Genomic DNA, 14,436 nt, shown 5'->3' on the forward strand with positions numbered 1-14,436 from the left:
TCGTTCATTTCCAATCGGCGACACCAGCCGTGTGGGTGAAGTAAGGCGCCATGTGGCCGCGCTCGCGGCCGACATGGACTGGCACGAAGAAGATGCGGGCCGGGCAGGGTTGGTGGCCACCGAGCTGGCCACCAACCTCCTGCGTCACGCCCGGGGCGCCGAAATCTGGATAGCGGCGCGCGCGCCCTTTCATGACATCGAGATCATCTGCGTCGATCGCGGGCCGGGAATCGCGGACATCGCCAACGCCATGCAGGACGGGGTGAGCACAGGTTCGGGATCGCCGGGCACGGGCCTGGGCGCCATCTCCAGGGTGGCCGATGACTTCTTCGTTTTCTCCGAACCTGCAGGCACGGTGAGCCTGGCGCGCGTGCGCGCGGGCCGCAGGGCGCCGTCGGCACTGTCGTTGCGCATGGGCGCCGTGTGCCTGGCCGTAGCGGGCGAGACCATCAGCGGCGATGCCTGGGCGGTCAAGTCATGCCCGGGCCAGGCCGATGTACTGGTGGTCGACGGCCTGGGCCATGGTCCGCTGGCGGGCGAGGCAGCCCGGGGCGCGGTCGATGTCTTTGCTCCGTTGGAGGCCCGCAGGGCGGGTGATGCCGGTGGCGATGCCGCCATGCCGCTGGAGGAGTTCGTGGCTCAGGCCCATGCTGCCCTGCGTGGCACGCGGGGCGCAGCCCTTTTCGTGGCACGCTGCCATGCAGACGCCGTGCAGTGCTGCGGGGCCGGAAACATCAGCGGCAGGCTGTTCAATGGCGTGACCGATCGCAGCCTGATCGGCCAGCACGGAACGGCCGGCATTCAGATCTCGCAGCCCAAGGCGGCCGACTATCCCTGGCTGCACCATGGCGTGCTGGTGCTGCACTCCGACGGCGTATCCGCCCGCTGGAAACATGGTGACTACGCAGGCCTGCTGAGCCGGGACCCCGGCCTGCTGGCCGCCTGCATTCTCTGGCGCAACACCCGCAGCAGGGACGACGCCACCGTGGTCGTCCTCAAGGCCGAGGAAGAACAATGAACGAAGAAGAGCTCAAAGCCGAACTGGAACTGAGCCGCGCCGAGGTCAGGTCCTTGCGCGAGGAACTGGAAGAGACCAATCGCGGCGTGGTCGCGCTCTATGGCGAGTTGGACATGCAGGCCGAAAAGCTGCGCAAGGCCACCGAACTCAAGAGCCATTTCCTCTCTTACATGAGCCACGAGTTCCGCACGCCCATAGGCGCCATCCGCAGCAATGCGCGCCTGCTGCTGGACCATGTGGATGGACCGCTGACCACGGAGCAGACCCGCCAGGTCGGGTTCATCCAGGACACCGCCGCCGAGTTTTCCGAGATGGTCAATGACCTGCTCGATCTGGCCAAAATCGAGGCCGGCCGGCTGGAAATCTCGCCGGGCTGGTTCGAGATGATGGATTTGTTCGCCGCCTTGCGCGGCATGTTCAAGGCCATGGCGGACAACGTGGAGCTGAGCCTGGTCTTCGAGGAGCCCGGTGACCTGCCGCGCTTCTACACCGACAACCGCAAGCTTTCGCAGATCCTCAGGAATTTCATCTCCAATGCACTGAAGTTCACCCAGCAGGGCGAAATCAAGGTGTCGGCCGAGCTGGTGGGCGACATGCTGGTGAAGTTTTCGGTGGCCGATACCGGCATAGGAATCGCCTCGGAATTCCACGACGCGATCTTCAATGACTTCACCCAGATCGACTCGCCCATCCAGAAGCGCCTGCGCGGCACGGGCCTGGGACTGGCACTGTCCAAGCAGCTGGCCCAGCTTCTGGGCGGCTGGGTGGAGGTGGAAAGCGAATTGGGCGAAGGCTCCACATTTTCCGTGATCGTTCCTGCCCATCTTCCGGTCGACCCCAAGGCCTGACATTGGCAAACCTGGCTTCATCCATTCAAAAACAACAGGAGCGTCATGCCAAAGAACACGACTGGAATGATTCTTCCCACCTTCGACCGCAGCCTGCACACCATTCTTGTGGTGGATGACAATCCGGCCACGCGCTATTCCACGGCGCGTGTCATCCGGGCGGCAGGATTCCAGACCCTGGAAGCGGAAACCGGGGAAAAGGCGATTGCCCTGTCCGAGACCGGCGTGGCGGCCGTGGTGCTGGATGTGCACCTGCCCGATATCTCGGGCTTCGACGTGTGCCGCACCATCCGCGGGGCGCGGAACACCAGCCTGATCCCCGTGGTCCACCTGTCGGCCGAGTATGTGAAAAGCAACCACCAGGTGGCCGGCCTCAACGCAGGGGCCGACGCCTACATGGTGCACCCGGTGGAGCCGCAGCTGCTGATTGCCACGCTGCACGCGCTGATCCGCGCGCGGCTGGCCGAAGACGGCCTGCGCCGCAGCGAGTCGCGCTTTCGCGCCATCTATGACCAGGCACCGGCGCCCATGATGCTGGTCAACTCCCGTGGCCTGATCAACGATGCCAACTCCCAGGCACAGGCGTTGCTGCAGCGCGGCATTGACGAGCTGGGGGCAAGCCGCTGGCCGGTTTCGCTCCTCAGGCACTCCAGGAACAGGCTGCCGCCCAGTTGGCGCAGAGTCCTGAAAAGGCCTGGCGCGGCGAGTTTCCCATCGTCCAGGCAGATGGGCAGGAGCGTCTTATTTCCTGGAGATTCTCCGATGCCATCGAGCCCGGCATCCGCCTGGCTGTGGCCCAGGACCTGACGGAATCCATGGAGTTCGAGCGCCAGCGCCAGCAAATGCTGGAGCAGGAACAGGCGGCGCGTGCGGCGGCCGAGCGCATCAGCCGCACCAAGGACGATTTCGTGGCCGTGCTCTCGCACGAGCTGCGCACGCCGCTGTCCCTGCTCAACGGCGGCACCCATTTGCTCAAGCGCCCCAATCTCAGCGAGGCCATGCTCAAGAAGGGGATAGACGCCATCGAGAAAGGCGTGAAGGCGCAAAGCCGCATCATTGCCGACATCCTGGACATCTCGCGCCTGACCACGGGCAAGCTCAATCTGTACCGCGAAGAGGTCAATGTCTGCGCATTGGCCATGCAAAGCCTGGAGCCCCTGCGCGACAACGCTGCGGACAAGAGCATCAGCCTGCAGTTCGAGGCGCCGTCCGATGTAATCATGGCGTGGATCGATGTCACGCGCTTTCAGCAAATCCTGTGGAACCTGGTGTCCAACGCCATCAAGTTCTCCAGTGCGCGCAGCGTGGTCCGGGTCGGTCTTGAAATCGATGGTGAAAATCTGCTGATGCGCGTGGTGGATGAAGGCGTGGGCATAGCGCCTGAGTTTCTTCCCCATGTCTTCGAGCGGTTCTCACAGGCCTCGGCCCCCGCCACGCGCGGCCATTCGGGGCTGGGGCTGGGGCTTTCCATCGTCAAGCACCTGGTGGAGTTGCACGGCGGCTCGGTGCGTGCCCACAGTGAGGGCGTGGGACTGGGCGTCGCCATGCTGGTGGAGATTCCGCTGCATGAAGGCGGCGCTTCCCAGTCCGACCCGCTGAATGCGCCTCTTGAAAATGGCGAGTCGCTGAAGGGCAGGGACATCGTCATCGTTGAAGACAATGCCGACACCAGCGAAATGCTCAGGGTGGTGCTGACCGATCAGGGCGCCATCGTCAGAAGCGCCGAGAACTTCGACGAGGCCATGGCCCTGGTCCATGCGCAGTGGCCCAGCCTCATCGTCAGCGACATCGGCCTGCCGGGCAAGGATGGCTTCCAGCTGGTCAAGGCCCTGCGCGAGGCGGAGGCCGCGCACTTTGGCGGCAAATTTGGTGGCTCCAAGCAGGTGAAGATCGTCGCGCTCAGCGCCTTTGCAAGGGAGCAGGACCGCACGCAGGCGCTGAAGGCCGGCTTTGACCACTATCTGGAAAAGCCGCTGCAGCCGCACCTTCTCATCCGGGTGCTGCTGGGGCAAGGTTGATCCTTGGGGGCTGCCTGCCCGCCCGTGTCATGCGGGCCAGGCACCCAACGCTTCGGCCAGGAACTCCGCCGTGACGCGCACCCTGGCCGTGCGCTGCAGATCGGGGTCCATGACCTGCCAGACCTCGTAGTCGTCCGAGCGCTGGCGCTGCGGCCAGATGCGCAGCAGGCCTTCGCGCTCGCCCATGCTCACGGGCATCTCGCCCAGGCCGATGCCGGCGGCCACGGCTTTGCGCACCAGCAGGCTGGAGTTGGCGGCCATGGCAATCCGGGCATGGCGCGCGGGCACGTCCACCATGGTGGGAACCGGCCGCTGCTCCAGAAACGGGCCGTAGACCACGAGGTGGTGGCCGCGCAATTCGTCCTCTGCGGACGGCTCACCAAAGCGCGCCACATAGGCGGCGCTGGCAAACAGGCCCACCGGCCAGGCGACCACGCGGCGCACCACCAGCTCGGGCGCCTCGGGGCGCACGTTGCGAAACGCGATGTCGGCCTGGCGGCGGCCCAGGTTGAGCATCTGCGTGGACACCTCCAGGTCCACCCGGATGCCGGGCCAGCGCTGCTGCAGGCGCTCTATGGCGGGCAGCAGGAATTCGGTGGCGATCGAGTCGGTGCTGGTCACGCGCACCAGGCCGGCCGGGCTGTCGTCCAGCCCCTCGATGCGCGTGCGCAGGTCCAGCGCCGCGCCCTCCATGCGCCGCGCGGCGCCCAGGGCGGCTTCGCCGGCGGCGGTGAGCAGGTAGCCGTCTCTAGCGCGCAGAAAGAGCTTGCTGCCCAGCTCGGCTTCCAGCGCGTTCAGGCGCCGGCCCACGGTGGCCTGGTCCACGCCCAGGCTGCGTGCGGCCGCGCGCAGGGAGGGCGCACGGGTCAGCGCAAGAAAGATGCGGGTGTCATCCCAGTTCATGGTGGTTGGAGTGATGCAGATTTGCAGCACTGTAGAGCGAAATCGCTGCGTTTGAGAGGCCTGGAGCAGTCGTAAGCTTTGGGTATCGGACCTTCAACCCTTTTTTGAATACCCATTGCGCAATGAAAGACAGCACAAGCATGCAAGCCATTGTTTTTGACGATTTCGGCGGCCCCGAAGTGCTCGTGGCCCGCGACGTGGCCCGGCCCGAGGTCCGGCCCCATGACCTTCTGGTGCGCAACGCCTCCATCGGCGTGAACCGTGCAGATGTCTCGCACCGCAAGGGCGCCTATGGCCGCGCCCACTTCGGGGAATCCGACCTCATGGGCCTGGAGATCGCCGGCACCGTGGTCGAGGTGGGCGCCGAGGTGCAGGGCTTTGCCGTGGGCGACCGCGTCATGGGCATCGTGGGCGGCGGCGCCTATGCCGAGCTGTCGCGCATCGACCACCGCATGGCCATGCATGTGCCCGAAGCGCTTTCGCTGACCGATGCCGGCGCGGTGGCCGAAGTCTTTGTGACCGCGCATGAGGCGCTGTTCCACCTGGCCAATCTGCAGCCCGGCGAGGCCGTGCTCATCCACGCGGCGGGCAGCGGCGTGGGCTCGGCGGCCGTGCAGCTGGCGCATGCGGCCGGTGCGCGCGTGTTCGCCACGGCCAGCGGCGACAAGCGCGAGGCGGTGACGGGCCTGGGCGCCGATGTGTTCATCGACTACCGCAGCGAAGACTTCCAGGCCGTGGTGGCCGAGCAGACCGGCGGCAAGGGCGTGGATGTGGTGGTGGACTTCATCGGCGCGCCGTACCTGGAGCGCAACCTGCGCTCGCTGGGCATGGGCGGGCGCCTGGTCTGCGTGGGCCTGCTGGGCGGCGCGCTGGCGGCGGCCGTGCCGATGGACGTGCTGCTGTACAGGCACCTGAGGATCTTCGGCACGGTGATGAAGTCGCGCCCGCCCGAAGTCAAGCAGGCCATGGTCCGGCGCTTTGCCCAGCGCTGGCTGCCCGCGCTGGCGGCCGGCACCATCCGCCCCGTGATCGACAGCACCTGGCCGCTGGCCGAGGCCGCGCAGGCGCACCGGCGCATGGAGTCGGGCCAGAGCGTGGGCAAGCTGCTGCTGATTCCCGGGCAGGGCGGTCAATAGGGCACTCAATAGGGCGCTCAATAGGGCGTTCAATAGGGCGGCCAGGCCCCATCCCCCGCGTCCACGGTCGCGAACATGGTGCGCACGGTGTGCGTGAAATGCGGCCGCGTGATGTCGCTCCAGGCCGTGGCGCGCACCTGCAGCCAGGCCGGGCAGCCCAGCACGCCGGGGTTTTGCAGGTCATAGCAGGCCAGGGACAGCGGGCCGCCGTCGTGGTTCAGGTAGCGGCGTGAATGGATGTTGCCCTGCACGGCGGCCAGGCCCGGCATGTGTTCTTCGTCGTACCAGCGAAAGATCTCGGGCGCCCAGCCTTCGGCCGGGTCCATCTCCACCGTGTAGTGGGCATGGCGCTGCTGCCCGTGCGAGGCGCCGGGCCGGTCGAAGGCCAGCGTCAGCCTGGACGCCGCAAGGTTTGATGCGGCCGGCAGCATGGCCTGCGCCGCCGCCTGCACGGCAAGCACTGCAGGCCGCGAGACGCCGATGCGGCCCGGCAGCTCCACATAGACGTAGATGCGCCCCGTGCTGGCCGACCAGGCGAATCGCTGGACGGTCAGGCGCACGCCCAGGCCTGCCGCCTGGGTGAGGGCGTCGCCAAACGCAGGACCGTAGGCGCTTCTTGCGAGTGCCTTGGCGCTTGCCAGGCAGGGCGCTGCCATCGTCCATCGCAGCAGCAGGCAGTCGGCAGGTATGCGGGAATCAGCCATGCCTTCAGTGCCCGATATGGAATGCGGTGAGAAAGCGCGAGACCATGTTGTAGGCCGCGATGGTGGCCACCAGGTCCACCTGCTCCTGCGCGCTGAAGCGGGCCTGCACCTGGGCGAACAGCGCGTCGGCGACGGTGATGTCGCGCGTCATGGCATCGGTCAGGCGGATGGCAAGGTGCTCTTGCTCGGTCCACGGCGCATCCGCGGCGCAGGGGATGCTGCGGGTCGCCTCGATGGCCGCATCGCTCTTGCCCGCCTTGTGGGCATGGGGCACATGGGCATTGAATTCATAGGGCGCGCCGTTGAGCACGGCCACGCGCAGGATGACCAGCTCGCGCAGCCCTGCATCCAGGCTGCTGCGATTGCGCACGGCCGACAGCATCTGCTCCCATCCGTGGGCGATGGGCGGGCTGTTGAGCAGCACCTGGTACAGCTCGGAAATGCGGCCGCGTTCGGCCAGGATGCGCGATTCCACAGCCGCCAGTTCGGGGTGGGTTCCGGGGAGTACGGGTTGGATTCTCATGGGGGCTCGCTTCAGTCGGGGGTGATGCCGTTGGCGCGTACCACGCGGCTCCATTTGAGGGTGTCGGCCTGCAGCGCCCTGGCCAGCTCGGCCGGCGTGCTGCCCACGACTTCAGTGCCAGAGGCTTCCAGGCGGCTTTTGACCGAGGACGTGTTCAGCGCCCGCTGCACGGCCTGACTCATTTTTTCGGTCTCGGCCGCTGGCGTGCCCTTGGGGGCGAACAGGGCGTACCAGTTGTCCGAATCCACGCCGGTGATGCCGATCTCGGCAAAGGTCCTGACCTCGGGAAAGCGCGGGTGGCGCCGGCTGGCGGCAATGGCAACGGGCTTGAGCTTGCCGGCGGAGATCTGTCCGATCAGCCCGGGAATGTCGCCAAAGAAACCATCGACATGGCCCGCCACCACATCCGTGATGGCGGGCGCGGCGCCCTTGTAGGGAATGTGGGCGAGCTGGATGCCCGCATGCTCTTTGAGCAATTCCATGGCCAGGTGCGGCACGCTGCCCGTGCCGGACGAGGCCATGGTCAGCGGTGTACGGGCCTGGCGTGCGGCTGCCACGAACTGCGCGCCGTTGCCGTAGGGCGCCTTGGCGTTGACCACCAGCATCTCCACGTTGCTGACCACCAGCGACACCGGTGCGAGGTCGGTGGCCGGCTTGTAGCCGAGCTTGGGGTACAGCGCCGGGTTGATGGCCACGGCGCCCACGCTGGTCAGCCACAGCGTGCGCGTGTCCGGCTGTGCGCGCGATACGTATTCGGCCGCAATGGCGCCGTTGGCACCGGCCTTGTTCTCGACCACGACGATGCTGCCCAGCTCCTTGCCCAACTGCTCGGCCAGCGTGCGCGCCACGAAGTCCACCGGGCCGCCCGGCGGAAAGGCCACGACGATGCGCGTCATCTGCGGCTGCGCGGGCGCAGGCGCGGGCCATGCGGCGCAAACCAGGGCAGCGAGGGGCGCCAGGGCCGCCAGCGCCATGGACAGGCAGCGCCTGCGGCGGGTGGAAGGGATGCTTGTCATGGATGTCTCCTTTTATGGGTATCTGTGGGCAGGGCGACGGGCGATGAGCCACAGGCGACAGGCGCCTTGTGCGGTCCTCAGAACCGGTACAGCCGCTGCGGGTTGTCCACCAGCAGGGCCTGCCGCAGCGCTGGCGTGGGCGCGATGTCGGCCAGCGCATCGACCAGCAGGCCGTCGTCGGGCACATGCGTGTGGTTGGGGTGGGGCCAGTCCGTGCCCCACAGGCATTGCGCGGGAAAGCGCTCCACCAGCAGGCGCGCCAGCGGCTTGCCCTGGGCATAGGGCGGCTGGCTGTCGATGCGGTCCACGCCGCTGACCTTGACGTGGAACTGCGGCTGGTCGGCCAGCAGCTGCATCAGCGCCTGGAAATCTGCATGCCCTGCGCCCAGGCGCGCATCCACGCGCCCCATGTGGTCGATCACCACGGGCACGGCACTGGCCTGCAACTGCCGGCCCACCGTATGCACCAGGCTGCTTTCGAAATGCACCTGCAGATGCAGGCCGGCCGCGGCCAGGCGCGGGGTCAGCGCCAGAACGTCTTCAATGCGGGCGCCGGCCAGGTGCCGCATGAAGTTGAAGCGCACGCCCCGAAACCCCGCACCCGCCAGCCGCGCCAGCTCGCCATCGGACACATCGGCGGCCACCAGCGCCACGCCCAGGTAGTTGCCGCCACCGGCGGCAATCGCGTCCTGCACCGCACTGTTGTCCAGGCCGTGGCAGGCGGACTGCACGATCACGCAGCGCGACACGCCCAGGTGGCGGTGCAGTGCAAACAGCGTGTGCTTGCCCGCGTCCGCCGGGGTGAAGCTGCGCCCGGCCGCATAGGGAAACTGGGTGCCGGGACCGAACACATGCACATGGGTATCGCAGGCGCCCGCAGGCAGCTGCAGCGCGGGCTTGGAGGGGGACAGGGCGTAGGTGAGTTCAGGCATGGGGCTTTGCAACAAGGCAGCGACAGCGAAGGCTTGTGGCGATTGTGGGCGGGCTTGCCGCGAATGAGGCATAGACTTGGCTGATACCTGCTATCAGCCAGAAGCATGCTGAAAGCCCTTGCCAAGGAGAACCATGGACCTGACGCGCCTGAGCTATTTCGCTGCGGTGGCCGAGGCCGGCAGCTTCAGCCGCGCCGCCGCCGCCCTGCATTTGTCGCAACCGGCCCTCAGCCGACAGGTGCTGTTGCTGGAGGGGGAGCTGGGACAGCGGCTGCTTGAGCGCACCGGGCGCGGCGTGGTGCTGACCGAGCCGGGCCAGGCGCTGCTGCAGCATGCGGCCGGCATCTTTGCGCTGGCCGCGCAGGCCGAATCGGACATGCAGGACCGGCTGCGCAGCCCGCGCGGGCGCATCAGCATCGGCCTGCCGCCCTGGGTGGCGCGCTCCATCGCCGCAGACCTGGTGCAGGGCTTTTTGCAGCAGTACCCCGACGTCACCATCTCCATCGAGGAGAACCTGAGCATCAGCCTGCGCGAATGGCTGATCGCCGGGCGCGTGGACATGGCCCTGCTGTTCGATCCCCCGCACTCGCCGCAGATCACCACGGAGACCCTGCTGCGCGAGCCGCTGGTGCTGGTCAGCAGGCATGCGCTGCCCGCCAAGGTCCGCATGGCGGCGCTGTCCCAGCGCAAGCTCGTCATGGCGCGCGGCCCCAACGCGCTGCGCAAGCTGCTGGAGAGCTACACCGTGCCGCGCGGCGTGCCGCTGCACATGCTGGCCGAGGTCGATTCCGTGCACACCGTGCTCTCGCTGGTGGCCCGGGGCATGGGCGACTCCGTGCTGCCGCTGAGCGCCATTCAGGGCACGGCCTCGCCGTCGCAGCTGTCGATCGCGCAGATCATCTCGCCCGTCGTGCGCAACCGCCTGGTGCTGGCCATTCCGCGCGCACGCCCGTCCACCCGCGTCACGCGCTTTGCAGAGCAGCTGATCAAGCGGGTGGTGAGCGAGCGGCTGGGCTTGCCGGGTTGATCCGACAGCTGTTGAACGGCCAGTGCGAAGCCCTGGCCCGCACTCAGCCCAGCTTGTGCCGCGTCCTGAGCAATCCCAGGCCCAGCGCGATGAAGGTGCCGCCCACGATGCGGTTGAACAGCCTGGCGTGCGCCAGCACGTGGCCCTTGATCATGGAGATCAGCAGCACATAGCAGGCGTGCGAGATCAGGGCGCAGACCGCGAACGTGGTGGTCAGCACCAGGTACTGCGTGAGCAGCGGCTCGCCCGGGATGACGAATTGCGGGAACAGCGCGGAGAAGAACAGGATGGCCTTGGGATTGGTCAGCGACACGCCCAGGCCCTGCGCCACCAGCTGCCAGTTCCCGCGTTCACGCCGGTGGGCAGGCGCCAGGCCGGCGTCGCTGCCCAGCAGCGCGTCCTTGCTGCGCCAGCGCTTGACGCCCAGCCAGATCAGGTACATGGCGCCTGCCACCTTCATGACCAGAAATGCGTGGGCCGACATGCTGAGAATGGTGCCCATGCCGATCATGGCCAGCCCGGAGACCACGAAGATGCCCACCGAGCTGCCCAGCGAACTCAGGGCCGTTCGCCTGGCGCCCACGTCCACCGAGTTGGAGATGGCCAGCAGCACTGCCGGGCCGGGAGTGAAGCACATCAGCAGCGAGACGCCGCAGAAAACAAGCCAGTGGGCGATGGTCATGGTCGGTGCGAGGAGGCCGTGGGAAGACAGCCGGTATTCTCGTTCAATAACGCCCCCTGCGTGGCCCCGGGGGTGCCGGCCACCCCGGCCCGTGCAAACAGATGCATGGCCCAGCCCGCGCAGGCCGCCGCGCAGGCCCAGACCAGCCCCCAGCCCTGGGCCGACAGCAAGTGCGGAATGGCCAGCGGCACCAGGAAGCACACCGCGAACACCGAGGTATTGGCCATGCCCAGCGCCGTGCCCGCGCGGGCCGCGCCGGCCAGCCCGGCCAGCTGCGTGTAGGCAACGCCGTGCCAGGCGGACACGCAGATACCGCACACGCCCAGCATCACCATCAGCACCAGACCCATGGCGGGCGACACTGCCGATGCGCCCGGATGGCTGCTCCAGCTCAGGGCCGCCATGCCCGCGAACAACGCCAGGGTGAGCTGGCAGCAGGCGCGCAGAAAGGCCGGGCGGTTCTGGCGCCTGTCGGTCCAGCGGCCGCTGCAGATGCGCAGGGCCATGGAGGCGAGCTGCACGACCGACATGACGGCCGCCGCCACGCCCAGCCCCAGGTGGGCATGGTCATGCAGAAACACCGTTCCGAACGAGAGCACGGCAAACTGCGGGGCGCACAGGATGCCGATGCCGGCGGCCATGCGCCAGGCTTGCCGATCGCGCAGGGGCCCTGGCGCGGATGGCCCGGCCCGGCCTGGCGCAGCGGCCTTGCCTGAGGCCGGTGCATGCGATGGCTCCTGAATCCACAGCGCTGCAAACACCGCCGCCGCCAGGCACAGCGCCGTCAGCACGCCATAGACGGCGGCAAAGCCTGCATGCGTGGCCAGGCCGGTCAGCAAGGGGGCGCCAATGGCGCCGCCCAAGGGCACGGCGGTCTGGCGGATGCTCATGGCCAGGCCGCGCTCGCCTTCGGCAAACCAGCCCATGACGGCCCGGCCACTGGCACCGTTGACGCTGCCGCCCAGCAGCCCCACCAGCACCAGCCCGCCGGCCAGCAGGCCGAACGAAGGGATATGGTCCGGCGATGGCGAGGCCCAGAGCGCCATCGCCGCCAGGGCCAAGGCCGTGCCGCACAGGCCCAGCAGCAGCACTGGCCGGTCGCCCCAGCGGTCCGTCAGCAGGCCCCAGGGCAGTTCGCTGAGCGCAATGCCCAGGCCCATCAGCCCCAGCGCCAGGCCCAGCGTCTGCGTGTCCAGCTGGTAGCCCGAACGCATGAGGATGGCCGTCATGGGGATGCCGCTGAAAGCCACGGAAAACGCGGCGTTGGCGATGACGCCAGCGGCCAGCACCTTCCATCGGTGGCGGGGCGGGCGGGGGGAAGCCAAGGGGCTGGGATTGGCGCTGCGGCCGGCGGAAGAAGAGGTCATGGCCGGCAGTATGGTCAGCCCCAACCATCCTGAAAATCACATAATTTCGTATCTACAATCCATTTTTTCAGCACGATGAAGGCTTGGCAATGACACGTGTGCTCTATGACCTGGATGTGCTGCGCACGTTTTGCACCGGCGTCGAACTGGGCAGTTTCGCCCGCGCCGCGGACAAGCTCGGCCGCTCCACCTCGGCCGTCAGCGCCCAGCTCAAGAAGCTGGAATCCCAATGCGGCACGCCCTTGCTGCGCAAGTCCGGCCGGGGGCTGGTGCTGACGGAGGCCGGAGAAACCCTGCGCGGCTACGCGCTGCGCCTGCTCGAACTCAACGACCGCGCCGTGGCGGCCGTGCGCGGCAGCGAACTGCGGGGCCTGGTACGCCTGGGCCTGCAGGAGGACCTGGGCGAAAGCGTGCTGCCCCATGTGCTGGGGCAGTTCGCGCGCGCCCATCCCCATGTGCGCATCGAAGCCAGCGTGGCCCGCAGCGATGAACTGCGCGAGCGCATCGCCCTCGGGCAATTCGACCTGGCCCTGCTATGGGATGCGGGCGTGAACCACGCGTGCGTGCATGGGGAGCACATCATGCGGCTGCCGCTCCAGTGGATTGGCCCGGCATCCATGGACGCGGCCGACGCCGGCTGGGCACGCTGGCGCAGTGGTGCAGCGCAGGACGACGACGTGCTGCCCCTGGCCATGCTCGATGCGCCTTGCCCCTTGCGGGACATCGTGACGGCTGCGCTGGACAAGAAGGGCATGGCCTGGCGCCATGCCTTCAACAGTGCCAGCCTGTCCGCCGTCTGGGCCGCCACGGCTGCAGGCCTGGGCCTGTCCGTGCGCACGCCGTTCGGCCTGCCCGCGCACGTCAAGCCGCTGGATGCGCAGGCACTGGGCCTGCCGGCCCTGCCGTCCATGGATCTGATCCTGGGCCGTGCCACGCTCGATGCGCCAGCGCCCGTGGACCGGCTGGCCAGCATCCTGGTCGATGCGGTGCGCGAGCATATGCGCGCGCAGAAACTCGATATATAGGGCTACTTCTTCGCAACCAGGCCACTGAAGTATTCATTGAGGTCGCGGAAATCCTTCACGGTCCAGGCATGGGGCGGCACCTTCACCCCGTTTTCCCGCAAGGTCCTGGGAATCAGGTCGCCATTGGGGCGAAGAATGACGGACGAGACGATCACGCCCGGATAGTCATGGAGCCTTTTTCTGAACGCGGCGGTCGCCAGGTCGGGGGTGGGTGGATTGCTCTTGTTGGCCAGCGGGCCCGTACCCTTGGCGTCTGCCCCGTGGCACATGGCGCATCTGGACAGGTAGAGCTGCTTTCCATTGCTGTTGTCTGCAAGGCAGGGCAATGCCTGAATGCACAGCGATATTCCCAAGGATACGGCGACGATTGTTTTCATTGACTCGCGGATTTTTTGGTATGAATCTGATCCGCCGCGATCATATGGTCCTGCACGGCCGCCCACGAAAAAGCCCTGCAACGCAGGGCTTGTCAAAGAAGCAGGGCGCGCGCCCGGCTTACTTCTTGGCGTACTCGAATTTGGGCAGCGCCTTCAGCGCGTCCTTGGTGGCGCCGGGCAGCGTGATCTTGTTGTTTTCCACGCGGAACTGGTTCACCGGAATGGCCACGTCATGCTTGCCCATGCCCAGGAAGCCGCCGGCGCCGACGATGGCGTAGGAGACCGCTTTGTCGGGTGCGACGATCACGTCGTCGATCTTGCCCACGGCCTTGCCTTCCTCGTTATAGACGCTCTTGCCCAGCACGGACTTCTTCAGGCTCCAGCCCGTGGCCACGGCCTGGACTTCGGTGGCCGCCACGCCCAAGGTGGTGGTGCCCGCCACGGGCTGTGCCCAGCTGGTCGAGGCCGTGGCTGCGATCAGCGCGGTTGCGATCAAACCCATCTTCAGCGTCTTGAGACCTGTCATAGAGAACTCCTGGAAAACAAAATTTGAAGCCCTCATTAGGAGTGCAGCCCGGCAGCGGCGAGATCGGAAAACCAAGCAAAGCCATGTCAGCCGATCCAGCGCCACGGTGAGGATACTGCCTACAGTCGTCCCGCCAATTGCCTGCGCCTGCGCCCGGCATGCCATGGCCAAGGCCCTTCATTTTCCCTGTGCGTATCGATTGCGCTCTTCGACGAATTTCCTGATTTCCGATGCCTCCATGGGCCTGCTGAAATAGTTGTCGCATCCCGGACGATTGCATAGACTCTAAACGCTATCCACTCTTCATGGCCCGAGCCGTTCTAAAGGAGTTGAT

Annotated in this window: 16 protein-coding genes; 7 read left to right on the forward strand and 9 right to left on the reverse strand. The window is 67.0% G+C overall.

Translation table 11 applies throughout. The features are described 5' to 3' along the window. Positions 1 to 31 precede the first annotated feature (31 nt). Genes PO605_RS28655 through PO605_RS30950 form a run of 4 tightly spaced genes read left to right on the forward strand, consistent with a single transcriptional unit; the run spans position 32 to position 3,884 of the window. Entirely contained in the window at positions 32 to 1,018 is a 987-nt protein-coding gene (locus PO605_RS28655; RefSeq protein ID WP_331428948.1) for an ATP-binding protein, read from the forward strand. Continuing rightward, positions 1,015 to 1,866, forward strand: a complete 852-nt coding sequence (locus PO605_RS28660) for a sensor histidine kinase (protein ID WP_047471536.1) — start codon at positions 1,015 to 1,017, stop codon at positions 1,864 to 1,866. Before PO605_RS28655 ends, PO605_RS28660 begins: the two co-directional genes overlap by 4 nt. Before the next feature lie 45 nt (positions 1,867 to 1,911). Beyond that, positions 1,912 to 2,673 (forward strand): response regulator, encoded by a 762-nt coding sequence (locus PO605_RS30945; RefSeq protein ID WP_334313827.1) that lies wholly within the window; start codon positions 1,912 to 1,914, stop codon positions 2,671 to 2,673. Positions 2,674 to 2,708: 35 nt separating this feature from the next. After that, the gene (locus PO605_RS30950; RefSeq protein WP_334313828.1) at positions 2,709 to 3,884 is read left to right on the forward strand and encodes a hybrid sensor histidine kinase/response regulator; all 1,176 of its coding nucleotides are present in this window, start codon (positions 2,709 to 2,711) and stop codon (positions 3,882 to 3,884) included. Between the two features lie 27 nt (positions 3,885 to 3,911). Here PO605_RS30950 and PO605_RS28670 read toward each other — a convergent pair whose 3' ends face one another. Further along, positions 3,912 to 4,787 carry a LysR family transcriptional regulator gene (locus PO605_RS28670; protein WP_272207229.1) on the reverse strand — a complete coding sequence of 292 codons (876 nt, stop codon included), beginning with the start codon at positions 4,785 to 4,787 and terminating at the stop codon, positions 3,912 to 3,914. A 140-nt stretch (positions 4,788 to 4,927) separates the two neighbouring features. Between PO605_RS28670 and PO605_RS28675 the strand changes: the two genes are divergently transcribed. Beyond that, positions 4,928 to 5,923, forward strand: a complete 996-nt coding sequence (locus PO605_RS28675) for an NAD(P)H-quinone oxidoreductase (protein ID WP_156136030.1) — start codon at positions 4,928 to 4,930, stop codon at positions 5,921 to 5,923. A 29-nt stretch (positions 5,924 to 5,952) separates the two neighbouring features. Here PO605_RS28675 and PO605_RS28680 read toward each other — a convergent pair whose 3' ends face one another. The 4 genes from PO605_RS28680 to PO605_RS28695 form a co-directional block, all read right to left on the reverse strand. Further along, on the reverse strand, positions 5,953 to 6,627 hold the full coding sequence (locus tag PO605_RS28680; protein WP_047471547.1) for a hypothetical protein: 675 nt from the start codon (positions 6,625 to 6,627) through the stop codon (positions 5,953 to 5,955). A gap of 4 nt (positions 6,628 to 6,631) precedes the next feature. Then, positions 6,632 to 7,150, reverse strand: coding sequence for a carboxymuconolactone decarboxylase family protein (locus tag PO605_RS28685; RefSeq protein ID WP_047471549.1), 519 nt, complete (start codon positions 7,148 to 7,150; stop codon positions 6,632 to 6,634). Positions 7,151 to 7,161: 11 nt separating this feature from the next. Next, entirely contained in the window at positions 7,162 to 8,166 is a 1,005-nt protein-coding gene (locus PO605_RS28690; RefSeq protein WP_047471551.1) for a Bug family tripartite tricarboxylate transporter substrate binding protein, read from the reverse strand. 77 nt (positions 8,167 to 8,243) lie between these two features. Next, a complete protein-coding gene (locus PO605_RS28695) occupies positions 8,244 to 9,098 on the reverse strand; it encodes an amidohydrolase family protein (RefSeq protein ID WP_047471553.1) in 855 nt (284 codons plus the stop codon). 133 nt (positions 9,099 to 9,231) lie between these two features. Between PO605_RS28695 and PO605_RS28700 the strand changes: the two genes are divergently transcribed. Then, entirely contained in the window at positions 9,232 to 10,125 is an 894-nt protein-coding gene (locus PO605_RS28700; RefSeq protein WP_016446401.1) for a LysR family transcriptional regulator, read from the forward strand. A gap of 43 nt (positions 10,126 to 10,168) precedes the next feature. Here the strand turns inward: PO605_RS28700 and PO605_RS28705 are convergent, their stop codons facing one another. Both PO605_RS28705 and PO605_RS28710 read right to left on the reverse strand, forming a co-directional pair. Beyond that, positions 10,169 to 10,807: a LysE family translocator gene (locus PO605_RS28705; protein WP_016451462.1), complete on the reverse strand. Its 639-nt coding sequence runs from the start codon at positions 10,805 to 10,807 to the stop codon at positions 10,169 to 10,171. Beyond that, entirely contained in the window at positions 10,804 to 12,174 is a 1,371-nt protein-coding gene (locus PO605_RS28710) for an MFS transporter (protein WP_047471577.1), read from the reverse strand. Before PO605_RS28710 ends, PO605_RS28705 begins: the two co-directional genes overlap by 4 nt. An 89-nt stretch (positions 12,175 to 12,263) precedes the next feature. Here PO605_RS28710 and PO605_RS28715 point away from each other — a divergent pair, with 89 nt between their 5' ends. After that, positions 12,264 to 13,199, forward strand: a complete 936-nt coding sequence (locus PO605_RS28715; protein WP_016446398.1) for a LysR substrate-binding domain-containing protein — start codon at positions 12,264 to 12,266, stop codon at positions 13,197 to 13,199. Positions 13,200 to 13,201: 2 nt separating this feature from the next. Here PO605_RS28715 and PO605_RS28720 read toward each other — a convergent pair whose 3' ends face one another. Both PO605_RS28720 and PO605_RS28725 read right to left on the reverse strand, forming a co-directional pair. Beyond that, positions 13,202 to 13,576, reverse strand: a complete 375-nt coding sequence (locus PO605_RS28720) for a c-type cytochrome (RefSeq protein WP_016446397.1) — start codon at positions 13,574 to 13,576, stop codon at positions 13,202 to 13,204. Positions 13,577 to 13,694: 118 nt separating this feature from the next. Beyond that, positions 13,695 to 14,102 (reverse strand): PRC-barrel domain-containing protein, encoded by a 408-nt coding sequence (locus PO605_RS28725; RefSeq protein ID WP_016446396.1) that lies wholly within the window; start codon positions 14,100 to 14,102, stop codon positions 13,695 to 13,697. Positions 14,103 to 14,436 lie beyond the last annotated feature (334 nt).

Origin of the sequence: Delftia sp. DT-2 (assembly GCF_028401915.1) — a bacterium.
Taxonomy (GTDB): Bacteria; Pseudomonadota; Gammaproteobacteria; order Burkholderiales; family Burkholderiaceae_C; genus Comamonas; species Comamonas tsuruhatensis.